The following is a 25,587-nucleotide window of genomic DNA, read 5'->3' on the forward strand; positions in this document are numbered from 1 at the left end:
GCCAGGGGCGTTGGCTTACACCGGCAGCGCCGGCTCCTCGTGCAGCACGCCGTCACGCAGCCGCATGATGCGGTCGCAGCGCGCGGCGAGATCGGGATCGTGCGTGACGATCACGAAGCTCGTTTCGAGCGTCTCGGACAGTTCGAGCATCAGGTTGAACACCGTGTCTGCCGTCGCGCCATCGAGGTTGCCGGTCGGCTCGTCGGCGAGCACGCACGCAGGCTTCGTGACCAGCGCACGCGCGATCGCGACGCGCTGCCGCTCGCCGCCCGACAGCTCGCCCGGCCGGTGCTTCGCGCGCGGGCCGAGACCGACGCGTTCGAGCATCGCCTGGGCCTGCGCGCGCGCGTCCTCGGTCGTCATCCGGCGGATGCGCAGCGGCATCGCGACGTTGTCGAGCGCGGTGAACTCGGGCAGCAGGTGATGGAACTGGTAGACGAAGCCGAGCGCGCGGTTGCGCAACTCGTTGCGCTCGCGCTCGGCGAGTTGCGTAAACGGCTTGCCGAGCAGCGACACTTCGCCCGCGCTCGGCTCGTCGAGCCCGCCCAGCACGTGCAGCAGCGTGCTCTTGCCGGAGCCCGACGCGCCGACGACCGCGAGCTTCTCGCCGCGCCGCACCGTCAGCTCGGTATTGTTGAGCACCTGCACGTTGAAGCCGCCCTGCACGAACGCCTTCGTGATCCCGCGCGCCTGAAGCACGTATTCCTGCATACCTGCCGAATCCTGTCTGTTGTGTTGTTCTGAATCCGCGAATGCGGTTGCGCGGTCATTCATAGCGGAGCGCCTCCGCCGGCTTCACCTTCGCGCCGCGCCAACTCGGATAGAGCGTCGCGACGGCCGACAGCGCGAATGCGATCAGCCCGATCCGGATCACGTCGCTCGCGACGAGTTCCGACGGCAGCTCGCTGATGAAGTACACGGACGGCGGCAGGAACTGCACGCCGAACAGGTGCTCGATCATCGGGATCAGCCAAGGGATGCTCCACGCGATCAGGCAGCCGAGCGCGACGCCCGACGCCGTGCCGACGAAGCCGATCGTCACGCCCTGCACGACGAAGATCTTCATGATCGACCCCGGCTGCGCGCCGAGCGTGCGCAGGATCGCGATGTCGGCCTGCTTGTTGGTCACGGTCATCACGAGCGACGACACGAGGTTGAACGCGGCCACCGCGATGATCAGCGTCAGGATGATGAACATCATCCGCTTCTCGATCTGCACGGCCGAGAACCACGTCTTGTTCTGCTGCGTCCAGTCGCGGATGTACAGGCTGCCCGACAGCGTATGCGACAGCTCGACCGCGACCTGCGGCGCCTTCTGCATGTCCGTCAGCCGCAGCCGCACGCCGGTCGGCGCAGCCATCCGGAACAATGCCTCGGCGTCGCGGATGTTGATCATCGCGAGCGTGCTGTCGTATTCGTAGTGGCCCGACTCGAACACGCCGACGACCGTGAACTGCTTCAGGCGCGGCATCATGCCGGCCGGCGTGATCGAGCCTTCGGGCGCAACCAGCGTGACCTTGTCGCCGACCGTCACGCCGAGGTTGCCGGCGAGCGCGTCGCCGAGCACGATGCCGAACTGGCCCGGCACGAGCGCGCCGAGCTGCCCGGCCTTCATGTCCTTGCCGATGTCGGACACCTGCGGCTCGAGCGTCGGCTCGACGCCGCGCAGCATCACGCCGCTCACCGCGTCCTGGCGCGTGAGCAGCGCCTGCGCGTCGACGTACGGCGCCGCGCCGACCACCGACGGATTGCGGCGCGCTTCCTGCGCGGTCAGTTGCCAGTCGGGCATCGAGCCCGTCGGCGAGAACACCTCGACGTGCGCGAGCACCGACAGCATGCGGTCGCGCACTTCCTTCTGGAAGCCGTTCATCACCGACAGCACGACGATCAGCGCCGCGACGCCGAGCGCGATGCCGAGCATCGATACGAGGGCGATGAAGGAAATGAAGCCGTTGCCGGTCGTGCGTTTGCCGGCGCGCGTATAGCGCCAGCCGATCTGCCATTCGTACGGAAGTTTCAAGCGAATCCTTTCTGCTGGTTACGGCGGGAAGGCGCCCCGCGGCCGGACCGCCGCCCGGCGGCGGCCACCGGCCCGGGCCCGGTCGAAAAACGGCCGCCGGACGCGAACGGGCCGTCTGCCGGCCCGATCACGCGCGCAGTTTGCCATACAATGCGCACCATCATGCACGACCGACGCCTCCATTTTCTCGTTCCGTTCGCGCTGCCGTCGGCGGCCGATGCGGCCTCGTCCCTGCACACGCTGGACAGCCCCGCGCTCGAAAAGTTGCTCGCCCGCGCACGCCTCGTCGAGCGCGTGGCCGGCGAGGACTTCCAGCGCACGCTGCCGCACGAGCGCTGGCTGGCCCGCCAGTTCGGCGCGACCCAGGGCAACGCCGCGGACGAGGCGCCGCTCGCGCCCTACATGTTGCTGGCGGACGGCGGCGACCCCGGCGCACAAGCATGGGCATGCGTCGAGCCCGTGCACGTCGAAATCGCGCACGATCACCTGGTGCTCGTCGATCCGGCAGCCCTCGCGCTCGACGACGGCGACGCGGCCGCGCTGCTCGCGGTCGCGCGGCCGCTGATCGAGGAGCTCGGCGTGCGGCTCGAAGCGCCGAACCCCGCGCGCTGGTACCTGTCGAGCGAACAGCTCGCACGGCTCGCCGGCGCCGCGCCGCTGCGCGCGAGCGGCCGCAACATCGAGATCTGGCTGCCGCACGAGGCACACACGGGCGAACGCTCGCGGATGTGGATGAAACTGCAGAACGAAGTGCAGATGGCGTGGTTCCAGCACCCGGTCAACGAAGCCCGAGAGGCGCGTGGCCTGCCGGCCGTCAATTCGATCTGGTTCCATGCGCAGGGCACGCTGAAGCCGGTCGGCAAGCCGTTCGCGCGCGTGCTGTCCGCGTCGCCCGCCGCGCTCGGCCTCGCGCGCGCCGCGCAGGCCGAAGCCGGCGCCCCACCCGCCGCGTTCGACGCGCTGCCCGCCGGCGACGGCGCGACGCTCGTCGAACTGCCGGCGTTGACCACCCCATTCATCGAACAGGACTGGGCGCGCTGGCACGACGGGCTCGCCGCGCTCGAGCGCGACTGGTTCGCGCCGGTGCTCGCCGCGCTGCAGAACGGCGCGCTCGCCAGCGTCGAATTCACGCTGTGCGGCGATACGAGCTCCGTGACGCTGCACGCGACGCGCAGCGACCTGCGCAAGTTCTGGCGCCGCCGTGCGCTCGCCTCCCTGTTCGAATAACAAGCAGACCCCGAATGACCCGGATCGTTACCCGCCCCGTCGCGCCCGCCGACGCCGAAGTGCTCGCGCGCCACGGCCTGCATCCCGTCCTCGCGCGCCTGTATGCGTCGCGCGGCGTGCAGTCCCCGACCGATATCGAGACCGCGCTTGCGCGCCTCGTCCCGCCCACCGAGCTGAAGGGCTGCGCCGACGCGGCGTCGCTGCTTGCCGACGCGATCGCCGACAAGCGACGCCTGCTCGTCGTCGCCGACTACGACTGCGACGGCGCGACCGCGTGCGCGGTGGCGGTACGCGGCCTGCGGATGTTCGGCGCGCAGATCGACTACCTGGTACCGAACCGCTTCGAATACGGCTACGGCCTCACGCCCGAGATCGTCGAGCTCGCGGCCGCGCGCAAACCCGACCTGCTGATCACCGTCGACAACGGGATCGCGAGCGTCGCGGGCGTCGAAGCCGCGAACGCGCGCGGCATCGACGTGCTCGTGACCGACCACCACCTGCCCGGCGACGCGCTGCCCGCTGCCCGTGCGATCGTCAACCCGAACCAGCCCGGCTGCGCGTTCCCGAGCAAGCACATCGCCGGCGTCGGCGTGATGTTCTACGTGCTGCTGGCGCTGCGCGCCGAACTGCGCCGGCGCGGCGCATTCGCGAGCAAGGAAGCGGAGCCGCGCCTCGACGGCCTGCTCGACCTCGTCGCGCTCGGCACCGTCGCCGACGTCGTGCGGCTCGACGGCAACAACCGCGTGCTCGTCGCGCAGGGGCTGCAGCGCATCCGCAACGGCCGCATGCAGCCGGGCATCGCCGCGCTGTTCCGCGCCGCCGCGCGCGAAGCGCGCACCGCGTCGGGCTTCGACCTCGGCTTCGGCCTCGGGCCGCGGCTCAACGCCGCGGGGCGGCTGTCCGACATGTCGCTCGGCATCGAATGCCTGATCACCGACGACATCGGCCGCGCATGGGATCTCGCACAGCAGCTCGACGTGATGAACCGCGAGCGCCGCGAGATCGAGGCCGGCATGCAGCAGCAGGCGCTCGCCGATCTCGCCGACGTCGACCCGGCCGACGCGTGCACGATCACGCTGTTCAACCCCGCATGGCACCAGGGCGTGATCGGCATCGTCGCCGGGCGGCTCAAGGAAAAATTCCACCGCCCGTCGTTCACGTTCGCGCACGCGGACGACGAAGGCAAGCGGGTCAAGGGGTCGGGCCGATCGATCGCCGGCTTCCACCTGCGCGACGCGCTCGACCTCGTGTCGAAACGCGAACCGGACCTGATCGTCGCGTTCGGCGGCCATGCGATGGCGGCCGGTCTCACGCTCGATACCGAGAACGTGCCGCGCTTCGCGGCCGCGTTCGAGGCCGTCGCACGCGAATGGCTGTCCGACGACGCGCTCGCCCGCGTGATCGAGACCGACGGCGAACTCGAGGACGCTTACTTCACGCCGCAGTTCGTCGGGCTGCTCGACGAAGCCGTCTGGGGGCAAGGCTTTCCGGCCCCGCTTTTCTCGGGCGAATTCGACGTCGTGTCGCAATCGCTCGTGAAGGAAAAGCACCTGAAGCTGCAGCTTGCGCGCGGCCGCCAGCGCTTCAACGCGATCTGGTTCAACCACACCGAGCCGCTGCCGGCGAGCGCGCTGATCGCGTACCGCCTCGTCGCCGACACGTGGAACGGCGTCACGCGCGTCCAGTTGATCGTCGAACACGCGGCCGGCTGAGCACGGGCCGCCCGGCCCGCAGTGCCCGCCGATGCATGCACGCCGCACCGGACGGGGCCGCGGCACGCGTGCGAGCACCGTTTGCGTCACCGGGCAACCCTGCCGATCGGCTATAATTCCGCTTTTTTACGAAGCAAGAAAAGCGAACGATCATGGAAGCGGAACGTCTCAACGCGATCGAAAGCTCCCTGCTCGACCTGCGCAACCGCGCGGGCGAGCTCCGGGGGTATCTTTGACTACGACGCCAAAGCTGCGCGTCTGACCGAAGTCAACAAGGAACTCGAAGACCCGAACGTCTGGAACGATTCGAAGAACGCCCAGGCACTCGGCCGCGAGAAGAAGCTGCTCGAAGGCGTCGTCACGACGCTGACGGCGCTCGATAGCGACCTGCGCGACGCGCTCGACCTGTTCGAGCTGGCCCGCGAGGAAGGCGACGAGGACACGCTCGTCGCGTCGGAAGAGGATGCCGCGAAGCTCGAGGCACGCGTTGGCGACATCGAATTCCGCCGGATGTTCTCGAACCCGGCCGACCCGAACAACTGCTTCATCGACATCCAGGCCGGCGCCGGCGGCACCGAGGCGTGCGACTGGGCGTCGATGCTGCTGCGCCAGTACCTGCGCTACTGCGAACGCAAGGGCTTCAAGGCCGAAGTACTCGAAGAGTCCGACGGCGACGTCGCCGGCATCAAGAACGCGACGGTCAAGGTCTCGGGCGAATACGCATACGGCTTCCTGCGCACCGAAACGGGCATCCACCGTCTCGTGCGCAAGTCGCCGTTCGATTCGTCGGGCGGCCGCCATACGTCGTTCTCGTCGGTGTTCGTGTATCCGGAAATCGACGACTCGATCGAAGTCGAGATCAACCCGGCCGACCTGCGCATCGACACGTACCGCGCCTCGGGCGCCGGCGGCCAGCACATCAACAAGACCGACTCGGCGGTGCGGATCACGCACATGCCGACCGGCATCGTCGTGCAGTGCCAGAACGACCGCTCGCAGCACCGCAACCGCGCGGAAGCGATGGCGATGCTGAAGTCGCGCCTGTACGAAGTCGAGATGCGCAAGCGCCAGGCCGAACAGGACAAGCTCGAATCGAGCAAGACCGACGTGGGCTGGGGCCACCAGATCCGCTCGTACGTGCTCGACCAGAGCCGCGTGAAGGACCTGCGCACGAACGTCGAAATGAGCAACACCCGCGCGGTGCTCGACGGCGATCTCGACGACTTCATCAGCGCGAGCCTCAAACAGGGCGTGTAAGCGCCGCGGCGCGCACCTGGCCAGGTCGCGCCGCCCTTGCCCTTCCCGTTTGCGTTGCCGCATCCAATCCGAATTCCGACCATCATGACCGAACCGACCCAAACGCAGCCCGCCGTCGCAGCGGACGAAAACCAGATCATCTCCGAGCGCCGCGAGAAGCTGCGCGCCTTGCGCGAGCAAGGCGTCGCCTACCCGAACGACTTCCGGCCGACGCACCACGCGGCCGATCTCCAGGCGAAATTCGCCGACTCGGACAAGGCCGCGCTCGAAGCGAACCCGGTCGAGGTGTCGGTTGCCGGCCGCATGATGCTCAAGCGCGTGATGGGCAAGGCAAGCTTCGCGACGGTGCAGGACGGTTCGGGCCAGATCCAGTTCTTCGTGACGCCGAACGACGTCGGCGCGGAAACCTACGACGCATTCAAGAAGTGGGACCTCGGCGACATCGTCGCCGCGCGCGGCGTGCTGTTCCGCACCAACAAGGGCGAGCTGTCGGTCCAGTGCAAGGAGCTGCGCCTGCTGTCGAAGGCGCTGCGTCCGCTGCCGGACAAGTTCCACGGCCTCGCCGACCAGGAAATGCGCTACCGCCAGCGCTACGTCGACCTGATCGTCACGCCGGAAACGCGCGACACGTTCCGCGCACGCACCAAGACGATCGCGTCGATCCGCAAGTTCATGGATTCGGCCGACTTCATGGAAGTCGAGACGCCGATGCTGCACCCGATCCCGGGCGGCGCGGCCGCGAAGCCGTTCGTCACGCATCACAACGCGCTCGACATGCAGATGTTCCTGCGCATCGCGCCGGAGCTGTACCTGAAGCGCCTGATCGTCGGCGGCTTCGAGCGCGTGTTCGAAATCAACCGCAATTTCCGGAACGAAGGCGTGTCGCCGCGTCACAACCCGGAATTCACGATGATGGAGTTCTACGCCGCGTACACCGACTATCGCTGGCTGATGGACTTCACCGAGCAACTGATCCGCCAGGCGGCGATCGATGCGCTCGGCACCGCGACGATCCAGTATCAAGGCCGCGAGCTCGACCTCGCGAAGCCGTTCCATCGCCTGACGATCACGCAGGCGATCCAGAAGTACGCGCCGCAGTACACCGACGGCCAGCTGTCGGACGACGCGTTCCTGCGCACCGAACTGAAGCGCTTCGGCGTCGACGTCGGGCAGCCGGCGTTCCTGAACGCGGGCATCGGCGCACTGCAGCTCGCGCTGTTCGAGGAAACGGCCGAAGCGCAGCTCTGGGAACCGACGTTCATCATCGACTACCCGGTCGAGGTGTCGCCGCTCGCACGCGCATCGGATACGGTGCCGGGCATCACCGAGCGTTTCGAGCTGTTCATGACCGGCCGCGAGATCGCGAACGGCTTCTCGGAGCTGAACGATCCGGAAGACCAGGCCGCACGCTTCAAGAAGCAGGTCGAGCAGAAGGATGCGGGCGACGAGGAAGCGATGTTCTTCGACGCCGACTACATCCGCGCGCTCGAATACGGGATGCCTCCGACCGGCGGCTGCGGGATCGGCATCGACCGCCTCGTGATGCTGCTGACCGACAGCCCGACGATCCGCGACGTGCTGCTGTTCCCCCATCTGCGCCGCGAAGACTGACGGCCGCGCCCGTGCGCGCCGCACCCCGTGGCGCGCACGCCTCAGCTTTGTAACGACGCGTAAATCCCGCCAGCCGGCGTCCGCCGGCCTTCGTTCCTCCCCCGTTTTATTCCCTTGTCGCGACGGCCTGCTCAGGGTTTTCCCGGCAACAATCGCCGGCGCCCTGCTGCAATTCGTTACACCTTGATACGGTGCGCCCCTCGCCGCTCGACGACACTCCTTTTGCGTCACCACGCATGACAACGGGACCAGAACGAGGCGCCGGAACGCCGAGTCTGCTCGATCCCGAAGCGTGGGATCCGGCCCGGCGCCGACGTGCCGATCCGGATCAACATCGGAGAAAAAAATGGACAACCAGAATCAGACCACGCCGCAAAAGCAACGCCTCCATCCGCTGATCGCCACTGCAGCGGGCGCCGTCATCGTCGCCAGCCTCGCCGCGACGGCAGCGATCACGGGCGTATTCCCGAAGGCCAGCAGCAGCAACGAACAGAACGGCCAGACCCAGGCCGCGCTGATCGCGTCGCAGCCGGCCGTCGATACGGCCGCGGCCGCCAGCGCCGCGCTGGCCGCGCAAGCCCGGCAGCAGGCGGCCGAACAAGCCGCCGCGCAGCAGAAGGCGATCGCGCAGGCCGAACCGAAGCCCGCGCCGCGTCCGGCGACGACGCACCGCCGTCACACGCCCGCACCGCAGCCGCCGCAATATGCGCAGCAGCCGTCCACGCCTGCCCAGGCGGCCTACTGCCAGAGCTGCGGCACGGTCGTCGCGATCACGCAGACGCGCACGCCGGGCCAGAGCTCGGGGATCGGCGCCGTTGGCGGTGCCGCTGCCGGCGGCCTGCTCGGCAACCAGTTCGGCAACGGTAACGGCCGCACCGCGATGACGATCATCGGCGCGCTGGGCGGCGGTCTCGCCGGCAACCAGGTCGAGAAGCAGGTACGCGCGGAAACCGACTATCAGGTGCAAGTGCAGATGGAAAGCGGCGCGACGCGTACGTTCACGTACCACAACCCTCCGCCGTTCGGCCAGGGTCAGCGCGTGCGGATCGAGAACGGCACGCTGGTCGGCGCGTAAGCGGCCGCTGCCCGCGCGTCGTGCCCGGGCAAGCGACCTGAAAACGAAAACGGCTCGCGAGCGATTGCTCACGAGCCGTTTTTCATTGCGGGCCGTGTGCGCCATTGCGGCGCACGCCGTGCTCAGTCTTCGTCGTCGAAGTCCGATTCGTCGATCCAGTGCGCCTGGATCGCTTCGAGGATCTTCTCGCCGGAATGCTTCGGATCATCGTCGAAGCCGTCGAGTTCAAGCACCCATTGGCGCAGGTCGACGAAGTTGATCCGCTGCGGGTCGATGTCCGGGTACTTGTCCGCCAGCGCAATGGCTAGTTCGCGCGAATCGGTCCATTTCATCGCCTGCCTCCGGTTTGTCAGTGATTTTCCTTCGCGTGGTTGATCGAGTACTTCGGAATCTCGACCACCAGGTCCGAATCTTCGTTCACGATCGCCTGGCACGACAGGCGCGACGTCGGCTCGAGGCCCCACGCCTTGTCCAGCAGGTCGTCCTCGTCCTCCTCGGACGGCGCCAGATCGTTGAAGCCCTCGCGGATCACCACGTGGCACGTCGTGCACGCGCACGACTTCTCGCATGCATGCTCGATCTCGATTCCGTGGTCGAGCAGGTTGTCGCAGATACTCTTGCCGGGCGTCGCGTCGATCACTGCGCCGTCCGGGCACAGTTCGACGTGAGGCAGCACCACCAGTTGAGGCATGTCCGTTCCGTCAGTCAGGGTGCGGCGACAGGCGCCGCACGGTTCATTATCGCGCGGGCCGTCGCCGGCCGATGCGCAGTTCGTCAGTTCAGATCTCGTCGAGCCGGCGGCCCGACAGTGCGCGCTTGATGCTCTTGTCCATCCGGCGCGCCGCGAATTCGTCGGTGCCGTCGGCCAGCGTCTTGGTCGCCGCTTCGATCGCATTCGTATCGTCGCCTTGCGCAACCGCGCGCAGCGCCGCGGCGAGCGCGTCGATCTGCGTGCGCTCGCCCGCATCGAGCAGTTCGCCGTCGGTCGCCAGCGCGGCCTGCGTCGCCTCGAGCATCCGCTCGGCCTCGACCTGCGCTTCGCGCAGCGCGCGTGTGCGCATGTCGATTTCGGCGGTCTTGAAGCTGTCCTCGAGCATCTTCGCGATGTCGTCGTCGGCGAGGCCGTACGACGGCTTCACGACGACCGACGCCTCGACGCCCGACAGCTGTTCGCGTGCGAACACCGACAGCAGGCCGTCCGCGTCGACCTGATAGGTCACGCGAATCCGCGCGGCGCCGGCCGTCATCGGCGGAATACCGCGCAGCTCGAAGCGCGCAAGCGACCGGCAGTCGGCGACGAGCTCGCGCTCGCCCTGCACGACGTGGATCGCCATCGCGGTCTGGCCGTCCTTGAAAGTCGTGAATTCCTGCGCGCGTGCGATCGGAATCGTCGAGTTGCGCGGAATGATCTTCTCGACGAGGCCGCCCATCGTCTCAACGCCGAGCGACAGCGGAATCACGTCGAGCAGCAGCCAGTCGTCGCCGGTGCCGCGATTGCCCGCGAGCAGGTCGGCCTGGATCGCAGCACCGAGCGCGACGACCTGGTCCGGATCGAGGTTCACGAGCGGCGGCTGGCCGAAATATTTCGCGACTGCGTCGCGAATCACCGGCATGCGCGTCGCGCCGCCGACGAGCACGACGCCCTTGATGTCGGCCGGCGTCACCTGCGCGTCGCGCAGCGCCTTGCGGGTCGGTGTGAGCGTGCGCTGCACGAGCGGCTCGACGAGCGATGCGAACGTGTCTTGCGAGACCGTCTGCACGACGTGCGCGCCGCCCGACAGCGTCACGTCGAGCGACGCCTGCGGCGCGGACGACAGCGCCTCCTTCAGCACACGCACACGGTCGAGCAGCAGGCGCACGTCCTCAGGCGCGAGCGTCCTTGCGTCGATACCGGCCTGCGCGAGCACGTGACCGAACAGCGCGTGATCGAAGTCGTCGCCGCCGAGTGCGGAATCGCCGCCCGCGGCCAGCACTTCGAACACGCCCTTCGTCAGCTTCAGGATCGACAGGTCGAACGTGCCGCCGCCGAGGTCGTACACCGCGTAGAGGCCTTCGGACGCGTTGTCGAGGCCATACGCAATCGCCGCGGCAGTCGGTTCGTTCAGCAGGCGCAGCACGTTGAGGCCCGCGAGACGCGCGGCATCCTTGGTCGCCTGGCGCTGCGCTTCGTCGAAATACGCGGGCACCGTGATCACCGCGCCGACCAGATCGTCGCCGAGCGAATCTTCGGCGCGATAGCGCAGCGTCGCGAGAATCTCGGCCGACACTTCGACCGGGCTCTTCACGCCGTCGACGGTACGGATCTGCACCATGCCCGGCGCGTCGACGAATTCGTACGGCGCATTCGCCGCGCCTTCGACCTCGGCCTTGCCGCGGCCCATGAAGCGCTTGACCGACACGATCGTGTTGCGCGGATCGGTCGCGGCCTGCTCTTTCGCTTCGTGGCCGATGCGGCGGCCGCCCTTCTCGAGGTAACGGACCACCGACGGCAGCAGCACGCGGCCCGCTTCGTCCGGCAGCACTTCGGCCACGCTGTTGCGCACGGCCGCGACGAGCGAGTTCGTCGTGCCGAGATCGATCCCGACGGCGAGTCGCCGCTGGTGCGGCGCCGGCGCCATGCCCGGTTCGGAAATTTGCAGTAAAGCCATCTTGGTTCGTTCGGGCGCTCGGCCCGTTTGCTGCGCGTGCCGCAAGGCACGCGGTTAAGTTTCGAGGCGCTCGATCTGCGTGCCCACTTCCGACGCGACACGTTCGATGAACATCAGCTGGCGCACGGCCTCGGCGGCCGCCTGATCGGCGCCGCTGTCGAGCAGCGTGCCGAGGCGCTCGACGCGTACGCGCTTCTCGTCGCGCAACTCGGCGAGCAGCGTGTCGAGTGCGTCGACGTTGCGGGCGGCCGCGGCATCCTCGATGCCCTCGCGCCACTCCATCTGCTGCATCAGGAACGCCGGTTCCATCGCGGTGTTGTTTTCAGCGCCGATGTCGACGCCGCGCAGCGACAGCAGATAGGACGCGCGCTTCAGCGGATCGCGCAGCGTGCGGTACGCCTCGTTCGCGCGGGTTGCCCATTGCATCGCGATGCGCTTTTGCGCGTCGCCGGCCGCCGCGAAGCGGTCCGGATGCACCTGCGTCTGCACTGTCCGATAGGCGGCGTCGAGCGTCGCCTCGTCGAGCGCGAATTGCGCCGGCAGGTGAAACAGGTCGAAATGGCTGTCTTTCAGCGAGACCATCGTCGCGTTCAATTCCGGTTCGTCGCGCGGCAAACGCCGCACATTAAAAAGGCGGCCCGTGCCGCCTCTTGCCCGCATTGCGCGGAGATCCGCGTCACACGCGGAACGATTCGCCGCAGCCGCACTCGTCCTTCACGTTCGGGTTGTTGAACTTGAACCCTTCGTTCAGGCCTTCGCGGGCAAAGTCGAGCTCGGTGCCGTCGATGTACGCGAGGCTCTTCGGATCGACGACGACCTTCACGCCATGGCTCTCGAACACCTGATCCTCGGGAGCCAGCTCGTCGACATACTCGAGCTTGTACGCGAGCCCCGAGCACCCGGTCGTGCGAACGCCAAGCCGCAGGCCAACACCCTTGCCGCGACGGACGAGGTATTTCTGGACGTGCTGTGCTGCTTTTTCGGTCAGTGTAATTGCCATGATGTCCTTGCGCGACGCGCCACCGGGACCCGCCGCGTTCCTTCTGAACCCAACCCGCTCGATGCCGCTCAGGCCGCTGCCTGATCGCCTTCCTTCGTGTCGTGGCGCTTCTTGTAGTCGGCCACGGCTGCCTTGATCGCGTCTTCCGCGAGGATCGAGCAGTGAATCTTCACCGGCGGCAGCGCGAGCTCTTCGGCGATCTGCGTATTCTTGATCGACAGCGCCTCGTCGAGCGTCTTGCCCTTCACCCATTCGGTCACGAGCGAGCTCGACGCGATCGCCGAACCGCACCCGTAGGTCTTGAACTTCGCGTCTTCGATCACGCCGTCCGCGCCGACGCGGATCTGCAGCTTCATCACGTCGCCGCAGGCCGGCGCGCCGACCATGCCCGTGCCGACCGTGTCGTCGTCCTTCGCGAACGAACCGACGTTGCGCGGGTTTTCGTAGTGATCCAGAACCTTGTTGCTGTAAGACATGACTCAGACTCCTTGACTCGTTACGTCTGCGTGCGCGAATCCGCCCGCGGATATGTTCAGTGTGGCGCTTAGTGAGCGGCCCATTCGATCGTCGACAGGTCGATGCCTTCCTGGTGCATTTCCCAGAGCGGCGACAGTTCGCGCAGCTTCGCGATCTTGCTGTTCAGCAGATTGATCACGAAGTCGACTTCCTGCTCCGTCGTGAAGCGGCCGACCGTGAAGCGGATCGAGCTGTGCGCGAGCTCGTCGTTGCGGCCGAGCGCACGCAGCACGTACGACGGCTCCAGCGACGCCGACGTACATGCGGAGCCCGACGAAACCGCGACGTCCTTGATCGCCATGATCAGCGACTCGCCTTCGACGAAGTTGAAACTGATGTTGAGGTTGTGCGGGACACGGTGTTCCATGTCGCCGTTCACGTACGTTTCCTCGATTTGCGACAGGCCGCGCAGCAGCTTGTCGCGCAGCATGCGGACGCGCTCGTTCTCGGTCGCCATTTCTTCGCGCGCGATGCGGAACGCTTCGCCCATGCCGACGATCTGGTGCGTCGCCAGCGTGCCCGAACGCATCCCGCGCTCGTGGCCGCCGCCGTGCATCTGTGCCTCGATGCGCACGCGCGGCTTGCGGCGCACGTACAGCGCGCCGATGCCCTTCGGGCCATAGGTCTTGTGCGCCGAGAACGACATCAGGTCGACCTTCAGTTTCGCGAGGTCGATCCCGACCTTGCCGGTCGACTGTGCAGCGTCGACGTGGAACACGATGCCCTTCTCGCGACAGATTTCACCGATCGTCTCGATGTCCTGGATCACGCCGATCTCGTTGTTCACGTGCATCACCGACACGAGGATCGTATCGGGGCGCAGCGCGGCCTTGAACACGTCGAGGTCGAGCAGGCCGTCATCCTTCACGTCGAGGTAGGTGACTTCGAAACCGTCGCGCTCGAGCTCGCGGCACGTATCGAGCACGGCCTTGTGCTCGGTCTTCACCGTGATGATGTGCTTGCCCTTGCCCTTGTAGAAGTTCGCGGCACCCTTGATCGCGAGGTTGTCCGATTCCGTTGCGCCGGACGTCCAGATGATCTCGCGCGGATCCGCGTTCACAAGTGCGGCCACCTGCTCGCGCGCTTCCTCGACCGCACGCTCCGCGTCCCAGCCGTAAGCGTGGCTGCGCGACGCCGGGTTGCCGAACTGCTCGCGCAGGTACGGCACCATCTTGTCGACCACGCGCGGATCGACGGGCGTCGTCGCGCTGTAATCCATATAGATGGGCAGGTGGAGAGTCTCTTGGGTCATCTGTCGCTCCGGGTATTCTGTGCAGGGACTATGTGCGTTATGGGGTATGGCGGGCGCCTTCGCGCTCACGAACTCGCGATGTTGAACACCGAATTGGGGCCGAGCGGCATCGTGCGCACGGGCTCGGCCGGTGCGGCGACGGGCTCCGGCGTACGCCGGTCGCGCAGCACCGCGGGTGCGCCCTCGCGTGCGCGCTGCTGATCGACGAGATCCTGCAGCGACACGGAATCGAGGTATTCGACCATCTTCTGGTTCAGGGTCGACCACAGCTCGTGCGTCATGCAATGGCCGTCGGGCTGCTTCGAGCCGTCGCACGTGCCTTTGCCGCCGCACTGCGTGGCGTCGAGCGGTTCATCGACCGCGATGATGATGTCGGCAACGGTCACGTCCTGCGCGCGACGCGCGAGGTTGTAGCCGCCGCCCGGGCCGCGCACGGATTCGACGATTTCATGCCTGCGCAGCTTGCCGAACAGCTGTTCGAGATACGAGAGCGAAATCCGCTGGCGCTGGCTGATGCCTGCAAGCGTCACCGGGCCCTGCTCCTGGCGCAGTGCCAAGTCAATCATCGCCGTGACGGCGAAACGGCCTTTGGTGGTGAGTCTCATGGTGTCTAGGGGACTGCAATCTTGACGATTTTGGTCAAGTATAAATATTTGACAGATTTAGTCAAGTATCCATGCCTTTGATAGGGTATTCGCAGATCGCTGAATACCGCGATCAGCGCTGCGTGCGGGCCCGAAGCGTCTGCAGCAGGCCCGCGCACGCGCGTTCGACCTGATCGAGCACCTGTTCGAAGCCCTGCGCGCCGCCGAAATACGGATCGGACACTTCGGTTTCAGACGAGTCCGGCGCGAATTCCATCAGCAGGCGCACCTTGTCGCGATGCTGCGGCGGGCAGCGGCGGTGCAGTTCCGCAAGATTCGCTTCGTCCATCGCGAGCAGCAGGTCGAAACGCTCGAAGTCCGCCGCACTCACCTGCCGCGCGCGCAGCGCCGACAGGTCGTAGCCGCGGCTGCGCGCGGCAGCCTGCGCACGCGTATCGGGCGGCTCGCCCACATGCCAGTCGCCGGTGCCGGCCGAATCGATCGCGATCCGGTCCGCCAGCGCGGCAGCGTCGACCTGGTGGCGCATCACGCCTTCCGCGGTGGGCGAGCGGCAGATGTTGCCGAGACAGACGAAACAGATCGCAACGCGGGTCATCGCACTATCGGAAAGCCGCGGCGGACCGCGTGGAACAAGAACGCGCCATTATACAAAGGCGCCCGAAATCGCGCCGCCGCGCAAAGCGACGGCGCCCAGCATTACAGCGCCTTCGGCGCGGCGAGCACGACGTCGCCGGATGCCGCCGGCAGCGGCTTCGCCGCGTCGTCGACCAGCCCGAACGACACCGCGCGCGCCAGTTCGGCAGACGCCTGGTGAACCGCGAGCGGGCCGCGCGCCGGCGCATCGGCCATCGCATGCAGATAGGCAGCCGCGGCCAGCGGGACGACGATTGCCAGCGGCCAGTACATCGATATTGTCTTTTTCATGATGCGGACCTCCTTGACCTCGTTCCCCGAAAACCGATTCCGGGGACTACAGACAAGATTCTATAGACCGCATCTATCGAGATAAATATGTAAATAGCGAACGCACTGTTGTCGCCGGATGAACAGTGCTCAGCCGAGGTGGCTTTTCGATGCCGCGTACAGTTCGCGGAACGTGCGCCCGGTCGGCGTCGGCATGTCGCGCGTATCCATCCAGCCGCCCATCATCGGCAGACGCCGCAGCATGCCGCCGTTGCCGCCCAGCCGCTCGAGGACGCGCACCGCGAGCTTGGTCGTCAGCGCGTACAGCGTCGGCCGCCGCGCGACGAAGCCCCATGCGGCGAGCGCGGTCCGCTCGCGCCACGGCCGCAGGTGCCGCTCGACCTGTTTTTCGCGCAGCGTGCGCAACAGGTGCGACAACGGAATCCCGACCGGGCACACGCTGTCGCATTCGCCGCACAGCGTCGCGGCCTGCGGCAGGTCGAGCGTGCTCTCGAGCCCGACGTAGCTCGGCGTCAGCACCGACCCCATCGGCCCCGGGTAGACCCAGCCGTACGCATGGCCGCCGACCTTCTGGTAAACCGGGCAGTGGTTCATGCACGCGCCGCAGCGGATGCAGCGCAGCATCTCCTGGAACTCGCCGCCGATCAGGCCCGTGCGGCCGCCGTCGACGAGCACCACGTAGTTGTGTTCGGGGCCGTCCTCGTCGCCCGCGCCGCGCGGGCCGGTCAGCAGCGAGAAATAGTTCGACGTCTTCTGCCCCGTCGCGGAGCGCGGCAACAGGCGCATCGCGGTCGCCAGATCCTCGAGCGTCGGCAGCACCTTCTCGATGCCCGTCACCGCGACATGCACGCGCGGCATCACCGTGCACATCCCCTCGTTCCCTTCGTTCGTCACGATCGCGACCGAACCCGTCTCGGCAATCACGAAGTTGCCGCCCGTCACGCCCATGTCGGCCGACATGAAATGCGGGCGCAGCACCTCGCGCGCCTCGCGCGTCATGTCCGGAATCTCGGTGAGCCGCGCGCGATGGTGCGTGCGCGCGAACAGGTCGGCGATCTCGTCCTTGTCCTTGTGCACGACGGGCGCAATGATGTGGCTCGGCGGTTCGTTGTCGTTGATCTGCAGGATGTATTCGCCGAGATCCGTCTCGATCGACTGCACGCCCATCTCCGCGAGCACCGCGTTCAGACGCATCTCCTCGGACACCATCGACTTGGTCTTGATGACCTTCTTCACGTCGTGCCGGCGCGCGATGTCGGCCACGAGCCGCGCGGCATCCGCGGTCGTTTCGGCGAACAGTACCGTCGTGCCGCGCCGCGTCGCCTCGCGCTCGAATGCGTCGAGCCACACGTCGAGGTTCTCCAGCGCGCGGTTGCGGCGCGCCTTGAGCGCGGCGCGCGTGGCCGGGAAGTCGATCGCGGTCATCGCGTCGGCGCGCGCGGACACGAACTTCGTCGACAGCTTCTTCAGGTTCTGCTGCAGGCGCTGGTCGGCCAGCTTCTGGCCGGCGCGCGCCTTGAAATGCATCGATTGGACTTGCATCGCGGTATCGGGGGAAAAGTGAGCGGAACCGGGCGTCAGACGTCGCCCGCCAGCACCTGCGCGACGTGCAGCACGCGCGTGTCGCGGTCGCCGGTGCGGCGCAACCGCCCTTCGATGTTCAGCATGCAGCCGAGATCGCCCAGCACGACGGCGCCCGCGCCCGACGCACGCACGTTCGCGCATTTCTCGTCCGCGATGGCCGCCGAAATATCGCCGTACTTGACCGCGAACGTGCCGCCGAAGCCGCAGCAGTGCTCGCAGTCCTTCATCTCGGTGACCGCGATGCCGCGCTGCGCGAGCAGCGCGCGCGGCTGCGCCTTTACGCCGAGTTCGCGCAGGCCCGAGCACGAGTCGTGATAGGTGACGGGCCCGGTGAAGTCGCCCGGCTCGAGCGAGACCTTGGCGACGTTCGCGAGGAAATCGGTCAGTTCGTAGACTTTCTGCTGAAAGCGCGCGTAGCGCCCCATCAGTTCGGGGTCGTCGCGGAACAGGTCGCCGTAGTGCGTGCGTATCATCCCGCCGCACGAACCCGACGGCGCGACCACGTAATCGAACTGCTCGAACTCGCGCAGCGTCTTTTCCGCGAGATCGCGCGCCAGCGCGCGCTCGCCGGAGTTGTAGGCCGGCTGGCCGCAGCAGGTTTGCGCGGGCGGCACGATCACCTCGTAGCCGGCGTCGCGAATCAGCTTGAGCGCCGAGAAACCGATTTCGGGGCGCATCAGATCGACCAGGCAGGTCACGAACAAACCGACTCGCATACGTGCTCCTTCGAGAAAACGGCTCTCATTATCCGCCGTTTGGCCGGCAAGACCAACGCGGGCTTGCGCGCAAGCCCGCGCGGCGCGAAGCGAGGACTTCCTCGAACGGCGTTCGCTTTTTTCACAATACGAGATACAATCAGCCCAACACCGCCTGACGCGTCAACCGATTCCTCCCCGACATGAGCCAACCCACCCCGGATTCAAAAACGTCGATCCAGGTGATCGAACGCATGATGCGGCTGCTGGACGCGCTCGCCGCGCACAGCGACCCCGTCAGCCTGAAGGAGCTTGCGCAGCGGACGGAGCTGCATCCGTCGACCGCGCACCGCATCCTCAACGACATGGTGACCTGCCGTCTCGTTGACCGCTCCGATCCCGGCACGTACCGCCTCGGCATGCGGCTGCTCGAGCTCGGCAACCTCGTGAAGGCGCGCCTGTCGGTGCGCGACGCGGCGCTGATGCCGATGCGCGAGCTGCACCGTCTCACCGGGCAGACCGTGAACCTGTCGGTGCGCCAGGGCGACGAGATCGTCTATATCGAGCGCGCCTATTCGGAGCGTTCGGGGATGCAGGTCGTCCGCGCGATCGGCGGCCGCGCGCCGCTGCACCTCACGTCGGTCGGCAAGCTGTTCCTCGCGGCCGACGAAACGTCGCGCGTGCGCGCCTATGCAACGCGCACGGGGCTGTCCGGCCATACGCAGAACAGCATCACCGACATCGCGAAGCTCGAGCGCGAGCTGACGATCGTCCGCCAGCAATCATGCGCACGCGACAACGAGGAACTGGAGCTCGGCGTGCGCTGTATCGCGGCCGGCATCTACGACGATTCTGGCAAGCTCGTCGCGGGCCTGTCGCTGTCGGCACCGGCCGATCGCCTGCAGGACGCGTGGCTCGGCCAGTTGAGCCGCACGGCGCTCACCATCTCGGAATCGCTCGGCTATCGGCCGGCGCCCGCGAAGGATGCGGACGGGCTGCAGCGGCAGGCATAAGCCGCCTTCACCACCCCGGTTCTCTCCAACGAAAAAACCCCGCGATTGCGGGGTTTTTTCTTGCAGCTTCTTGCAACCAATCGGCGCGGCGGCGGGACCGCCGCCGGCGATCAGGTGCCGCCGTTCGGCGTGTTGGCCGCCGTCAGGCGCTCGCCGCCGCCGGCATCGAGCCAGTTGCGCAGGCGCGCCGCGTCGGCGAAGCGCGAATACTTGCCGTACGAATCGAGCAGCACGATCACCATCGGCCGGCCATGGATCGTCGCCTGCATCACGAGGCACTCGCCCGCTTCGTTGATGAAGCCGGTCTTCTGCAGGCCGATGTCCCACGAGCCGTTGCCGCGGATCAGTGCGTTCGTGCTGTTGTAGGCGAGATTGCGCTTGCCCGTGTACACCTCGTAGCTGCGATCGGTCGAGAACTGGCGGATCATCGGGTACTGGTACGCCGCATTGACCATCTTCACCAGATCGCGCGCGCTCGACACGTTCGAGCTCGACAGGCCGGTCGAATTCTCGAAATGCGTATCGGCCATGCCGAGCGCCTTCGCCTTCGCGTTCATCGCGGCGATGAACGCCGGACGGCCGCCCGGGTAATAACGCGACAGCGCGGCGGCCGCGCGGTTTTCCGACGCCATCAGCGCGATATGCAGCATGTCCTCGCGCGACAGCACCGAGCCGACCGACAGGCGCGAGCCCGTGCCCTTCTCGTAGTCGCGATCTTCGTCGGTGACTTCGATCTGGTCGGTCATCGGCGTCTTCGAATCGAGCACGACCATCGCCGTCATCAGCTTCGAGATCGACGCGATCGGCACGACGGCGTGCGAATTCTTGTCGAACAGCGGCTCGCCGGAATTCTGGTCGACGACGTACGCGACGCTCGAGCGCAGCGCGAGCGCGTCCGGCGTGTCGTGCAGGCCGAACGCCTGGCCGACGGTCGGACGGCGCGGCTGGAACGCGATCTGGCGCACTGCGCCGCGGTGGCCGCCGTGCACGCCCGCTGCGAGCGTCATGCGCTTGCGCGACGCTTTCGCGCGCGGCGCATCGGCCGCGGCGACCTTGGCGGATTGGCTGGATGCGGCCTTGACCGACTTCTTCTTCGCGGACGAAGCAGGAGCGACGGCCTTTTTCTTGGCGGCTTGTTGGGTCTTCGCAGTGGCGGCAAAGGCGTCAGCAGGCGCGACGGACGCGGCGGTCGCCAGCAAGGCGACGGCGACCGACACAGCCGCGCCGAGCGTCATGCTCTGCAACAATCTGCGCGGTGAAAACGATTCGGCTTTCATTGGGGTCTGGACAAAGCGGGCGGGAGGTTTCCGCAAGTGTAGTTAAAGCTTAAAAAAAGAGCAATATTAGGCACTTACCGATCGTCGTTAAACCGGAATGTAAGGGTCGGCCAACCTCAGACCAATCGACCCTCCCGCTCCCATCGAAAAAAATCATGGAAAGCACTGCCCGACAGCGCCCGTCTCCCGATTACCACACGGTTAATTGAGATAACGTCACTTTCGGGGCAATTTAAAGCGGGGAAACTACGTATCCGGCGCTCGGGGCGTGCCTGCAGCGCCTCTTGACCATGACGACGGCACGTCGCCACGGCATGTGCATCGAAACGGCGCGTTTTCGACAGGAACGGAAGGATAACGTTCCACAAGCCTGTCAGGTTTACCTGTGCGTGCTCATGGTGCGCTGCGCCTGCCCCGCGCCCGTGCGCACCATTTGGGATCGAGCGTGAAACCGATTCCGAACGGCCATGATAACTCGTTGTTTTATCGATAATTTGTCACGATTGTGCAACGCACAAAAAATACTTGACATCCGTTTTCTCTGCCCTAAAATACGTTTCATTGCTGCGTTGCACAAAGGACGCGCATCCGAGGTTCCCCATCGTAGTGCCCCTTTACCCTGCGATCGACGCGATCGCTTTTCAGGAGCTTGACATGTCCTTGCTGACCCCCGAGCAAATCGCCGCCGCACAGAAAGCCAACCTCGAAAGCCTGTTCGGTCTGACGACCAAGGCGTTCGAAGGCGTCGAAAAGCTGATCGAACTGAACCTGCAGGTCGTGAAGTCGACGCTGGTCGAGAGCCAGGAAAACGCACAGCGTCTGCTGTCGGTGAAGGACGCTCAGGAACTGATCGCACTGCAAGCGAGCCTGTCGCAGCCGGTCGCGGAAAAGGTGCTGTCGTACGGCCGTCACCTGTACGAAATCGCATCGTCGACGCAAGCCGAGTTCACGAAGGTTGCCGAAGCGCAATTCGAAGAGCAGAACAAGAAGGTCCAGGCACTCGTCGACAACGTCGCGAAGAACGCCCCGGCCGGTTCGGAAACGGCTGTCGCCGCGCTGAAGTCGGCACTGAACGCTGCGAACACCACGTACGAAACGGTTCAAAAGGCAACGAAGCAAGCCGTCGAGATCGCTGAAACGAACTTCAACGCTGCTGCTGCCGTCGCAACGAAGGCTGCCACCGCCGCCGCTGCGCGTCGTTCGAGCAAGCCGGCCGCGTAAGCGTCCCCTGCTCCTGAAAGAGCCGCGCCCAGCGCGGCTTTTTCGTTTCCGGCGCCGGAAACGGCGCGAACCGGCCGCCGTTCGCTACGCTCGAACGGCCGTTCGATCGCCGCGCCGGCCGCGAGCAAAAGAAAACGCCGCCGCCCGGATTGCCCGGGCGGCGGCGTTCTTCATGGCCAGCGCATGACCGGCCGTGCCGGTCGCGTTACTTCTTGCGTTGCGGCGGCAGGTCCGTACAGACGCCTTCGTACAGCTCGGCGGCCATGCCAATCGATTCGCCGAGCGTCGGGTGCGGATGGATCGTCTTGCCGATGTCTTCCGCGTCCGCGCCCATCTCGACGGCGAGGCACACTTCGCTGATCAGGTCGCCCGCGTTCAGGCCGACGATCCCGCCGCCGATCACGCGATGGGTTTCCTCGTCGAAGATCAGTTTCGTGAAGCCTTCGTCGCGGCCGTTCGCGATCGCGCGGCCCGAAGCGGCCCACGGGAACACCGCCTTGCCGTACTTGATACCTTCGGCCTTGCACTGGTCTTCCGTCTTGCCGGCCCACGCCACTTCCGGATCGGTGTACGCCACCGACGGAATCTGCAGTGCGTCGAAGTACGCCTTCTCGCCGTGCGCGGCTTCCGCTGCGACGTGGCCTTCATGCACGGCCTTGTGCGCGAGCATCGGCTGGCCGACGACATCGCCGATCGCGAAGATGTGCGGGACGTTCGTGCGCATCTGCTTGTCGACGTCGATGAAGCCGCGATCCGCGACGGCGACGCCGGCCTTGTCGGCACCGATCTTCTTGCCGTTCGGACTGCGGCCCACCGCGACGAGCACGAGGTCGTAGCGCTGCGCTTCCGCCGGCGCCTTCTCGCCCTCGAACTTCACGTAGATGCCGTCTTCCTTCGCTTCCGCGCCGACCGTCTTGGTCTTCAGCATCACGTTGCCGAAGCGCTTCGCGTTGTACTTTTCCCAGACCTTCACGAGATCGCGGTCCGCGCCCATCATCAGGCCGTCCATCATTTCGACGACGTCGATCTCGGCGCCGAGCGTCGCGTACACCGTCGCCATTTCGAGGCCGATGATGCCGCCGCCGATCACGAGCATGCGCTTCGGCAACTGGCGCAGTTCGAGTGCGCCCGTCGAATCGACGACGCGCGGGTCTTCCGGCATGAACGGCAGCTTCACGGCCTGCGAGCCCGCGGCGATGATCGCCTGCTTGAACTTGACGACCTTCTTGCCGTTTTCGCCCTGCACTTCCATGTGATACGGATCGACGAATGCGCCAACGCCCGTGACGACTTCGACCTTGCGCGCCTTCGCCATGCCGGCGAGGCCCGTCGTCAGCTTCTTGACGACGCCGCCCTTGAAGTCGCGCAGCTTGTCGAGGTCGACTTCCGGCTTGCCGAACGTGATGCCGTGCGACGCGAGCGCCGCGGCTTCGTCGATGACGAGCGCCGTGTGCAGCAGTGCCTTCGACGGGATGCAGCCCACGTTCAGGCACACGCCGCCGAGCGTCGAGTAGCGTTCGACGAGCACCGTCTTCATGCCGAGATCGGCTGCGCGGAACGCGGCCGAGTAGCCGCCGGGGCCGGCGCCGAGCACGAGCATGTCGCATTCGACGTCGACTGCGCCGGCGTAGCTGCCGGCTTGCGGCGCGGGTGCCGGGGCGGCTGCGGCCGGTGCCGGAGCAGCCGCTGCGGGCTTGGCCGGTTCGGGTGCTTTCGCGGGTGCGGCGGCGCCTGCCGATGCTTCGACGATGGCGATGACCGTGCCTTGCGAGACTTTCTCGCCGGCCTTGACCTTGACTTCCTTGACGGTGCCGGCGACGTCGCTGGGCACTTCCATGGAGGCTTTGTCCGATTCGAGCGTGATGAGCGTCTGCTCTTTTTCGATCACGTCGCCCGGCTTCACATTGACTTCGATGACATCGACGCCGCTGAAATCGCCGATATCCGGAACCTTGACTTCGATGAGACTCATTACTGTCCCCTTCTTGATTAGCTGCAGACAGAGGGGGGAGAAACCCGCGGGAGAACTACGGCCTGGCAAAAGAACGGCGACCTGGGGCAGAACCACCTTTGCCGTCCGCCCAAGGACGCGCCTTTCTTTTGGTCACTTTTCTTTGGAAGACAAAGAAAAGTGACCGCCGCCCCGCGCAGGGGCGACGCTGGCAGACCGTCAGGAAAACAAGTTCAACGACGAAGCGTGGATAACCAACATAAACCCCACGCCCCCGCGAGCACCTCCCCGCTCATCAAAGAATGATGCGCCGGAAATCGCCGAGCAACGCGCCGAGATACGCATTGAACCGCGCGGCTTCCGCGCCATCGATCACGCGATGGTCATACGACAGCGACAGCGGCAGCATGAGACGCGGCACGAACTGCTTGCCGTCCCACACCGGCTTCATCTGCCCGCGCGACAACCCGAGGATCGCCACTTCCGGCGCGTTGATGATCGGCGTGAAGTTCGTGCCGCCGATCCCGCCGAGCGACGAGATCGAGAAGCAGCCGCCCTGCATCTGGTCCGGCTTCAGCTTGCCTTCGCGCGCGGCCTTCGACAGGTCGCTCATTTCCTTCGCGATGTCGACGAGACCCTTCTTGTCCGCATCGCGGATCACCGGCACGACGAGGCCGTTCGGCGTATCGGCGGCGAAACCGACGTGGAAGTACTGCTTGAACACGAGGTTGTCGCCGTCGAGGCTCGCGTTGAAGGTCGGGAATTTCTTCAGCGCGGCGACGACCGCCTTGATCACGAACGCGAGCATCGTGAACTTCACGCCCGCCTTCTCGTGCTCCTTGTTCAACTGGACGCGCAGCGCCTCGAGATCGGTGATGTCCGCTTCGTCGTTGTTCGTGACGTGCGGGATCATCACCCAGTTGCGATGCAGGTTCGCGCCCGAGATCTTCTTGATGCGCGACAGCGGCTTCGCCTCGAACGGGCCGAACTTCGAGAAGTCGACCTTCGGCCAGGGCAGCAGGTTCAGCTCGCCGCCGCCTGCCGGCGCGGCCGCTGCCGCGCCCGGTGCTGCGCGCTGGCCCGTCATCACGCCCTTCACGAAGCCCGTGACGTCGTCCTTCGTGATGCGGCCCTTCGGACCCGAGCCCTGCACGCGTGCGACTTCGACGCCGAGTTCGCGCGCGAACTTGCGCACCGACGGCGACGCGTGGCTGGCGCGGTATTCGCCCGGCGGCGCTGCGGCAGGTGCGGCGGCAGCCGGTGCCGGCGCAGCCTTCGCGGGTGCGGCGGCGGGTGCCGGAGCCGCTGCAGCAGCGGCCGGTGCCGGTGCGCTCGCCTGCGGTGCGGCAGCCGGTGCGCCTGCGGCTTCGAGCAGCACGATCAGCGCGCCTTCCGACACCGAATCGCCCACCTTCACCTTGATGTCCTTCACGACGCCGGCAGCCGGGCTCGGCACATCCATCGTCGCCTTGTCCGATTCGAGCGTGACGAGCGACTGCTCCTTCTCGACCGTATCGCCGACCTTCACGCCGATCTCGATCACCGGGACGTCCTTGTAGTCGCCGATGTCGGGCACCTTCACTTCGAGCGTGCCGCCGGCCGCTGCCGGTGCGGCAGCCGGTGCAGCCGCGGCCGGTGCCGGCGCTGCTGCCGGAGCCGGGGCTGCTGCCGGCGCAGCTGCGCCGTTCGGCTGTGCGGCCGCGCCGCCTTCGAGCAGGATGATCAGCGTGCCTTCCGACACCGAGTCACCCACCTTCACCTTCACTTCCTTGACCGTGCCCGCCGCGGGGCTCGGGACGTCCATCGTCGCCTTGTCGGACTCGAGCGTGACGAGCGACTGCTCGGGCTCGACCGTGTCGCCCGCCTTCACGAGCACTTCGATGACGGGCACGTCCTTGTAATCGCCGATATCCGGCACCTTCACTTCGATCGCTTGACTCATCTGTATCTGTCTCCATGGCCGCGCGCGCTCCTCGCGGAAGCGACGCGCGACATCACA

24 protein-coding genes are annotated in these 25,587 nt (G+C 66.4%); 7 read left to right on the forward strand and 17 right to left on the reverse strand.

Features of this window, described 5'->3' with window-relative positions; genetic code table 11:
- Positions 1-15: 15 nt before the first annotated feature.
- Entirely contained in the window at positions 16-774 is a 759-nt protein-coding gene (gene lolD / locus MRS60_RS11320) for a lipoprotein-releasing ABC transporter ATP-binding protein LolD (protein ID WP_432207260.1), read from the reverse strand.
- Positions 767-2,020, reverse strand: a complete 1,254-nt coding sequence (locus MRS60_RS11325) for a lipoprotein-releasing ABC transporter permease subunit (RefSeq protein WP_034183566.1) — start codon at positions 2,018-2,020, stop codon at positions 767-769. Before MRS60_RS11325 ends, lolD begins: the two co-directional genes overlap by 8 nt.
- Before the next feature lie 162 nt (positions 2,021-2,182).
- On the opposite strand from MRS60_RS11325, the gene MRS60_RS11330 reads away from it, so the two are divergent.
- The 5 genes from MRS60_RS11330 to MRS60_RS11350 all read left to right on the forward strand — a co-directional run bounded on the left by MRS60_RS11330 (position 2,183) and on the right by MRS60_RS11350 (position 8,902).
- A complete protein-coding gene (locus tag MRS60_RS11330; protein ID WP_243564704.1) occupies positions 2,183-3,247 on the forward strand; it encodes a regulator in 1,065 nt (354 codons plus the stop codon).
- A 14-nt stretch (positions 3,248-3,261) separates the two neighbouring features.
- The gene (gene recJ, locus MRS60_RS11335) at positions 3,262-4,959 is read left to right on the forward strand and encodes a single-stranded-DNA-specific exonuclease RecJ (RefSeq protein WP_034183564.1); all 1,698 of its coding nucleotides are present in this window, start codon (positions 3,262-3,264) and stop codon (positions 4,957-4,959) included.
- Positions 4,960-5,111: 152 nt separating this feature from the next.
- A protein-coding gene (prfB, locus tag MRS60_RS11340; RefSeq protein WP_105392842.1) for a peptide chain release factor 2 occupies positions 5,112-6,216 on the forward strand; the annotation gives its coding sequence in 2 pieces (ribosomal slippage) (positions 5,112-5,192 and positions 5,194-6,216; 1,104 coding nt in all).
- An 84-nt stretch (positions 6,217-6,300) separates the two neighbouring features.
- Complete coding sequence (gene lysS / locus MRS60_RS11345) at positions 6,301-7,827, forward strand: lysine--tRNA ligase (RefSeq protein WP_131947127.1); 1,527 nt, start codon at positions 6,301-6,303, stop codon at positions 7,825-7,827.
- Positions 7,828-8,173: 346 nt separating this feature from the next.
- Positions 8,174-8,902 carry a glycine zipper 2TM domain-containing protein gene (locus MRS60_RS11350; protein ID WP_105392840.1) on the forward strand — a complete coding sequence of 243 codons (729 nt, stop codon included), beginning with the start codon at positions 8,174-8,176 and terminating at the stop codon, positions 8,900-8,902.
- A 122-nt stretch (positions 8,903-9,024) separates the two neighbouring features.
- On the opposite strand, the gene iscX is transcribed toward MRS60_RS11350, so the two are convergent.
- From iscX to MRS60_RS11410, 12 genes are all read right to left on the reverse strand, one after another.
- Positions 9,025-9,234 carry a Fe-S cluster assembly protein IscX gene (gene iscX, locus MRS60_RS11355; RefSeq protein WP_034183561.1) on the reverse strand — a complete coding sequence of 70 codons (210 nt, stop codon included), beginning with the start codon at positions 9,232-9,234 and terminating at the stop codon, positions 9,025-9,027.
- Positions 9,235-9,251: 17 nt separating this feature from the next.
- On the reverse strand, positions 9,252-9,593 hold the full coding sequence (gene fdx / locus MRS60_RS11360) for an ISC system 2Fe-2S type ferredoxin (RefSeq protein WP_034183560.1): 342 nt from the start codon (positions 9,591-9,593) through the stop codon (positions 9,252-9,254).
- Positions 9,594-9,681: 88 nt separating this feature from the next.
- Positions 9,682-11,550, reverse strand: a complete 1,869-nt coding sequence (hscA, locus tag MRS60_RS11365; protein WP_243564705.1) for a Fe-S protein assembly chaperone HscA — start codon at positions 11,548-11,550, stop codon at positions 9,682-9,684.
- 54 nt (positions 11,551-11,604) lie between these two features.
- Positions 11,605-12,132 (reverse strand): Fe-S protein assembly co-chaperone HscB, encoded by a 528-nt coding sequence (gene hscB / locus MRS60_RS11370; protein WP_034183602.1) that lies wholly within the window; start codon positions 12,130-12,132, stop codon positions 11,605-11,607.
- Between the two features lie 94 nt (positions 12,133-12,226).
- The gene (iscA, locus tag MRS60_RS11375; RefSeq protein WP_011885413.1) at positions 12,227-12,550 is read right to left on the reverse strand and encodes an iron-sulfur cluster assembly protein IscA; all 324 of its coding nucleotides are present in this window, start codon (positions 12,548-12,550) and stop codon (positions 12,227-12,229) included.
- A 68-nt stretch (positions 12,551-12,618) separates the two neighbouring features.
- Positions 12,619-13,026 (reverse strand): Fe-S cluster assembly scaffold IscU, encoded by a 408-nt coding sequence (gene iscU / locus MRS60_RS11380; RefSeq protein ID WP_006481982.1) that lies wholly within the window; start codon positions 13,024-13,026, stop codon positions 12,619-12,621.
- Between the two features lie 68 nt (positions 13,027-13,094).
- A complete protein-coding gene (locus tag MRS60_RS11385; protein WP_034183558.1) occupies positions 13,095-14,318 on the reverse strand; it encodes an IscS subfamily cysteine desulfurase in 1,224 nt (407 codons plus the stop codon).
- A 65-nt stretch (positions 14,319-14,383) separates the two neighbouring features.
- Positions 14,384-14,923, reverse strand: coding sequence for a Fe-S cluster assembly transcriptional regulator IscR (iscR, locus tag MRS60_RS11390; RefSeq protein ID WP_009691731.1), 540 nt, complete (start codon positions 14,921-14,923; stop codon positions 14,384-14,386).
- Positions 14,924-15,035: 112 nt separating this feature from the next.
- Positions 15,036-15,518 (reverse strand): low molecular weight protein-tyrosine-phosphatase, encoded by a 483-nt coding sequence (locus MRS60_RS11395; protein WP_034183557.1) that lies wholly within the window; start codon positions 15,516-15,518, stop codon positions 15,036-15,038.
- Between the two features lie 101 nt (positions 15,519-15,619).
- On the reverse strand, positions 15,620-15,847 hold the full coding sequence (locus MRS60_RS11400) for a hypothetical protein (RefSeq protein ID WP_034183556.1): 228 nt from the start codon (positions 15,845-15,847) through the stop codon (positions 15,620-15,622).
- Positions 15,848-15,976: 129 nt separating this feature from the next.
- Positions 15,977-17,389: a lactate utilization protein B gene (locus MRS60_RS11405; RefSeq protein ID WP_105392838.1), complete on the reverse strand. Its 1,413-nt coding sequence runs from the start codon at positions 17,387-17,389 to the stop codon at positions 15,977-15,979.
- Positions 17,390-17,424: 35 nt separating this feature from the next.
- The gene (locus MRS60_RS11410) at positions 17,425-18,147 is read right to left on the reverse strand and encodes a (Fe-S)-binding protein (protein WP_175749899.1); all 723 of its coding nucleotides are present in this window, start codon (positions 18,145-18,147) and stop codon (positions 17,425-17,427) included.
- Between the two features lie 182 nt (positions 18,148-18,329).
- On the opposite strand from MRS60_RS11410, the gene MRS60_RS11415 reads away from it, so the two are divergent.
- Complete coding sequence (locus tag MRS60_RS11415; protein ID WP_034183553.1) at positions 18,330-19,139, forward strand: IclR family transcriptional regulator; 810 nt, start codon at positions 18,330-18,332, stop codon at positions 19,137-19,139.
- Positions 19,140-19,249: 110 nt separating this feature from the next.
- On the opposite strand, the gene pbpG is transcribed toward MRS60_RS11415, so the two are convergent.
- Positions 19,250-20,416 carry a D-alanyl-D-alanine endopeptidase gene (pbpG, locus tag MRS60_RS11420; protein WP_105392836.1) on the reverse strand — a complete coding sequence of 389 codons (1,167 nt, stop codon included), beginning with the start codon at positions 20,414-20,416 and terminating at the stop codon, positions 19,250-19,252.
- 654 nt (positions 20,417-21,070) lie between these two features.
- On the opposite strand from pbpG, the gene MRS60_RS11425 reads away from it, so the two are divergent.
- A complete protein-coding gene (locus tag MRS60_RS11425; RefSeq protein ID WP_034183551.1) occupies positions 21,071-21,637 on the forward strand; it encodes a phasin family protein in 567 nt (188 codons plus the stop codon).
- Positions 21,638-21,842: 205 nt separating this feature from the next.
- Here MRS60_RS11425 and lpdA read toward each other — a convergent pair whose 3' ends face one another.
- Together lpdA and aceF are read right to left on the reverse strand one after the other, a co-directional pair.
- Positions 21,843-23,609, reverse strand: a complete 1,767-nt coding sequence (lpdA, locus tag MRS60_RS11430; protein WP_243564706.1) for a dihydrolipoyl dehydrogenase — start codon at positions 23,607-23,609, stop codon at positions 21,843-21,845.
- Between the two features lie 274 nt (positions 23,610-23,883).
- Positions 23,884-25,530, reverse strand: coding sequence for a dihydrolipoyllysine-residue acetyltransferase (gene aceF / locus MRS60_RS11435; protein WP_243564707.1), 1,647 nt, complete (start codon positions 25,528-25,530; stop codon positions 23,884-23,886).
- Positions 25,531-25,587: the final 57 nt, after the last annotated feature.

This window comes from Burkholderia pyrrocinia (genome assembly GCF_022809715.1).
Taxonomy (GTDB): Bacteria; Pseudomonadota; Gammaproteobacteria; order Burkholderiales; family Burkholderiaceae; genus Burkholderia; species Burkholderia pyrrocinia_C.

Excerpts from the sequence above, each read along its gene's own strand:
- lolD (WP_432207260.1), bottom strand. The coding sequence starts at position 774 with ATGAATGACCGCGCAACCGCATTCGCGGATTCAGAACAACACAACAGA.
- MRS60_RS11330 (WP_243564704.1), top strand. The coding sequence starts at position 2,183 with ATGCACGACCGACGCCTCCATTTTCTCGTTCCGTTCGCGCTGCCGTCG.
- recJ (WP_034183564.1), top strand. The coding sequence starts at position 3,262 with ATGACCCGGATCGTTACCCGCCCCGTCGCGCCCGCCGACGCCGAAGTG.
- lysS (WP_131947127.1), top strand. The coding sequence starts at position 6,301 with ATGACCGAACCGACCCAAACGCAGCCCGCCGTCGCAGCGGACGAAAAC.
- MRS60_RS11350 (WP_105392840.1), top strand. The coding sequence starts at position 8,174 with ATGGACAACCAGAATCAGACCACGCCGCAAAAGCAACGCCTCCATCCG.
- iscX (WP_034183561.1), bottom strand. The coding sequence starts at position 9,234 with ATGAAATGGACCGATTCGCGCGAACTAGCCATTGCGCTGGCGGACAAG.
- fdx (WP_034183560.1), bottom strand. The coding sequence starts at position 9,593 with ATGCCTCAACTGGTGGTGCTGCCTCACGTCGAACTGTGCCCGGACGGC.
- hscA (WP_243564705.1), bottom strand. The coding sequence starts at position 11,550 with ATGGCTTTACTGCAAATTTCCGAACCGGGCATGGCGCCGGCGCCGCAC.
- hscB (WP_034183602.1), bottom strand. The coding sequence starts at position 12,132 with ATGGTCTCGCTGAAAGACAGCCATTTCGACCTGTTTCACCTGCCGGCG.
- iscA (WP_011885413.1), bottom strand. The coding sequence starts at position 12,550 with ATGGCAATTACACTGACCGAAAAAGCAGCACAGCACGTCCAGAAATAC.
- iscU (WP_006481982.1), bottom strand. The coding sequence starts at position 13,026 with ATGTCTTACAGCAACAAGGTTCTGGATCACTACGAAAACCCGCGCAAC.
- MRS60_RS11385 (WP_034183558.1), bottom strand. The coding sequence starts at position 14,318 with ATGACCCAAGAGACTCTCCACCTGCCCATCTATATGGATTACAGCGCG.
- iscR (WP_009691731.1), bottom strand. The coding sequence starts at position 14,923 with ATGAGACTCACCACCAAAGGCCGTTTCGCCGTCACGGCGATGATTGAC.
- MRS60_RS11395 (WP_034183557.1), bottom strand. The coding sequence starts at position 15,518 with ATGACCCGCGTTGCGATCTGTTTCGTCTGTCTCGGCAACATCTGCCGC.
- MRS60_RS11400 (WP_034183556.1), bottom strand. The coding sequence starts at position 15,847 with ATGAAAAAGACAATATCGATGTACTGGCCGCTGGCAATCGTCGTCCCG.
- MRS60_RS11405 (WP_105392838.1), bottom strand. The coding sequence starts at position 17,389 with ATGCAAGTCCAATCGATGCATTTCAAGGCGCGCGCCGGCCAGAAGCTG.
- MRS60_RS11410 (WP_175749899.1), bottom strand. The coding sequence starts at position 18,147 with ATGCGAGTCGGTTTGTTCGTGACCTGCCTGGTCGATCTGATGCGCCCC.
- MRS60_RS11415 (WP_034183553.1), top strand. The coding sequence starts at position 18,330 with ATGAGCCAACCCACCCCGGATTCAAAAACGTCGATCCAGGTGATCGAA.
- pbpG (WP_105392836.1), bottom strand. The coding sequence starts at position 20,416 with ATGAAAGCCGAATCGTTTTCACCGCGCAGATTGTTGCAGAGCATGACG.
- MRS60_RS11425 (WP_034183551.1), top strand. The coding sequence starts at position 21,071 with ATGTCCTTGCTGACCCCCGAGCAAATCGCCGCCGCACAGAAAGCCAAC.
- lpdA (WP_243564706.1), bottom strand. The coding sequence starts at position 23,609 with ATGAGTCTCATCGAAGTCAAGGTTCCGGATATCGGCGATTTCAGCGGC.
- aceF (WP_243564707.1), bottom strand. The coding sequence starts at position 25,530 with ATGAGTCAAGCGATCGAAGTGAAGGTGCCGGATATCGGCGATTACAAG.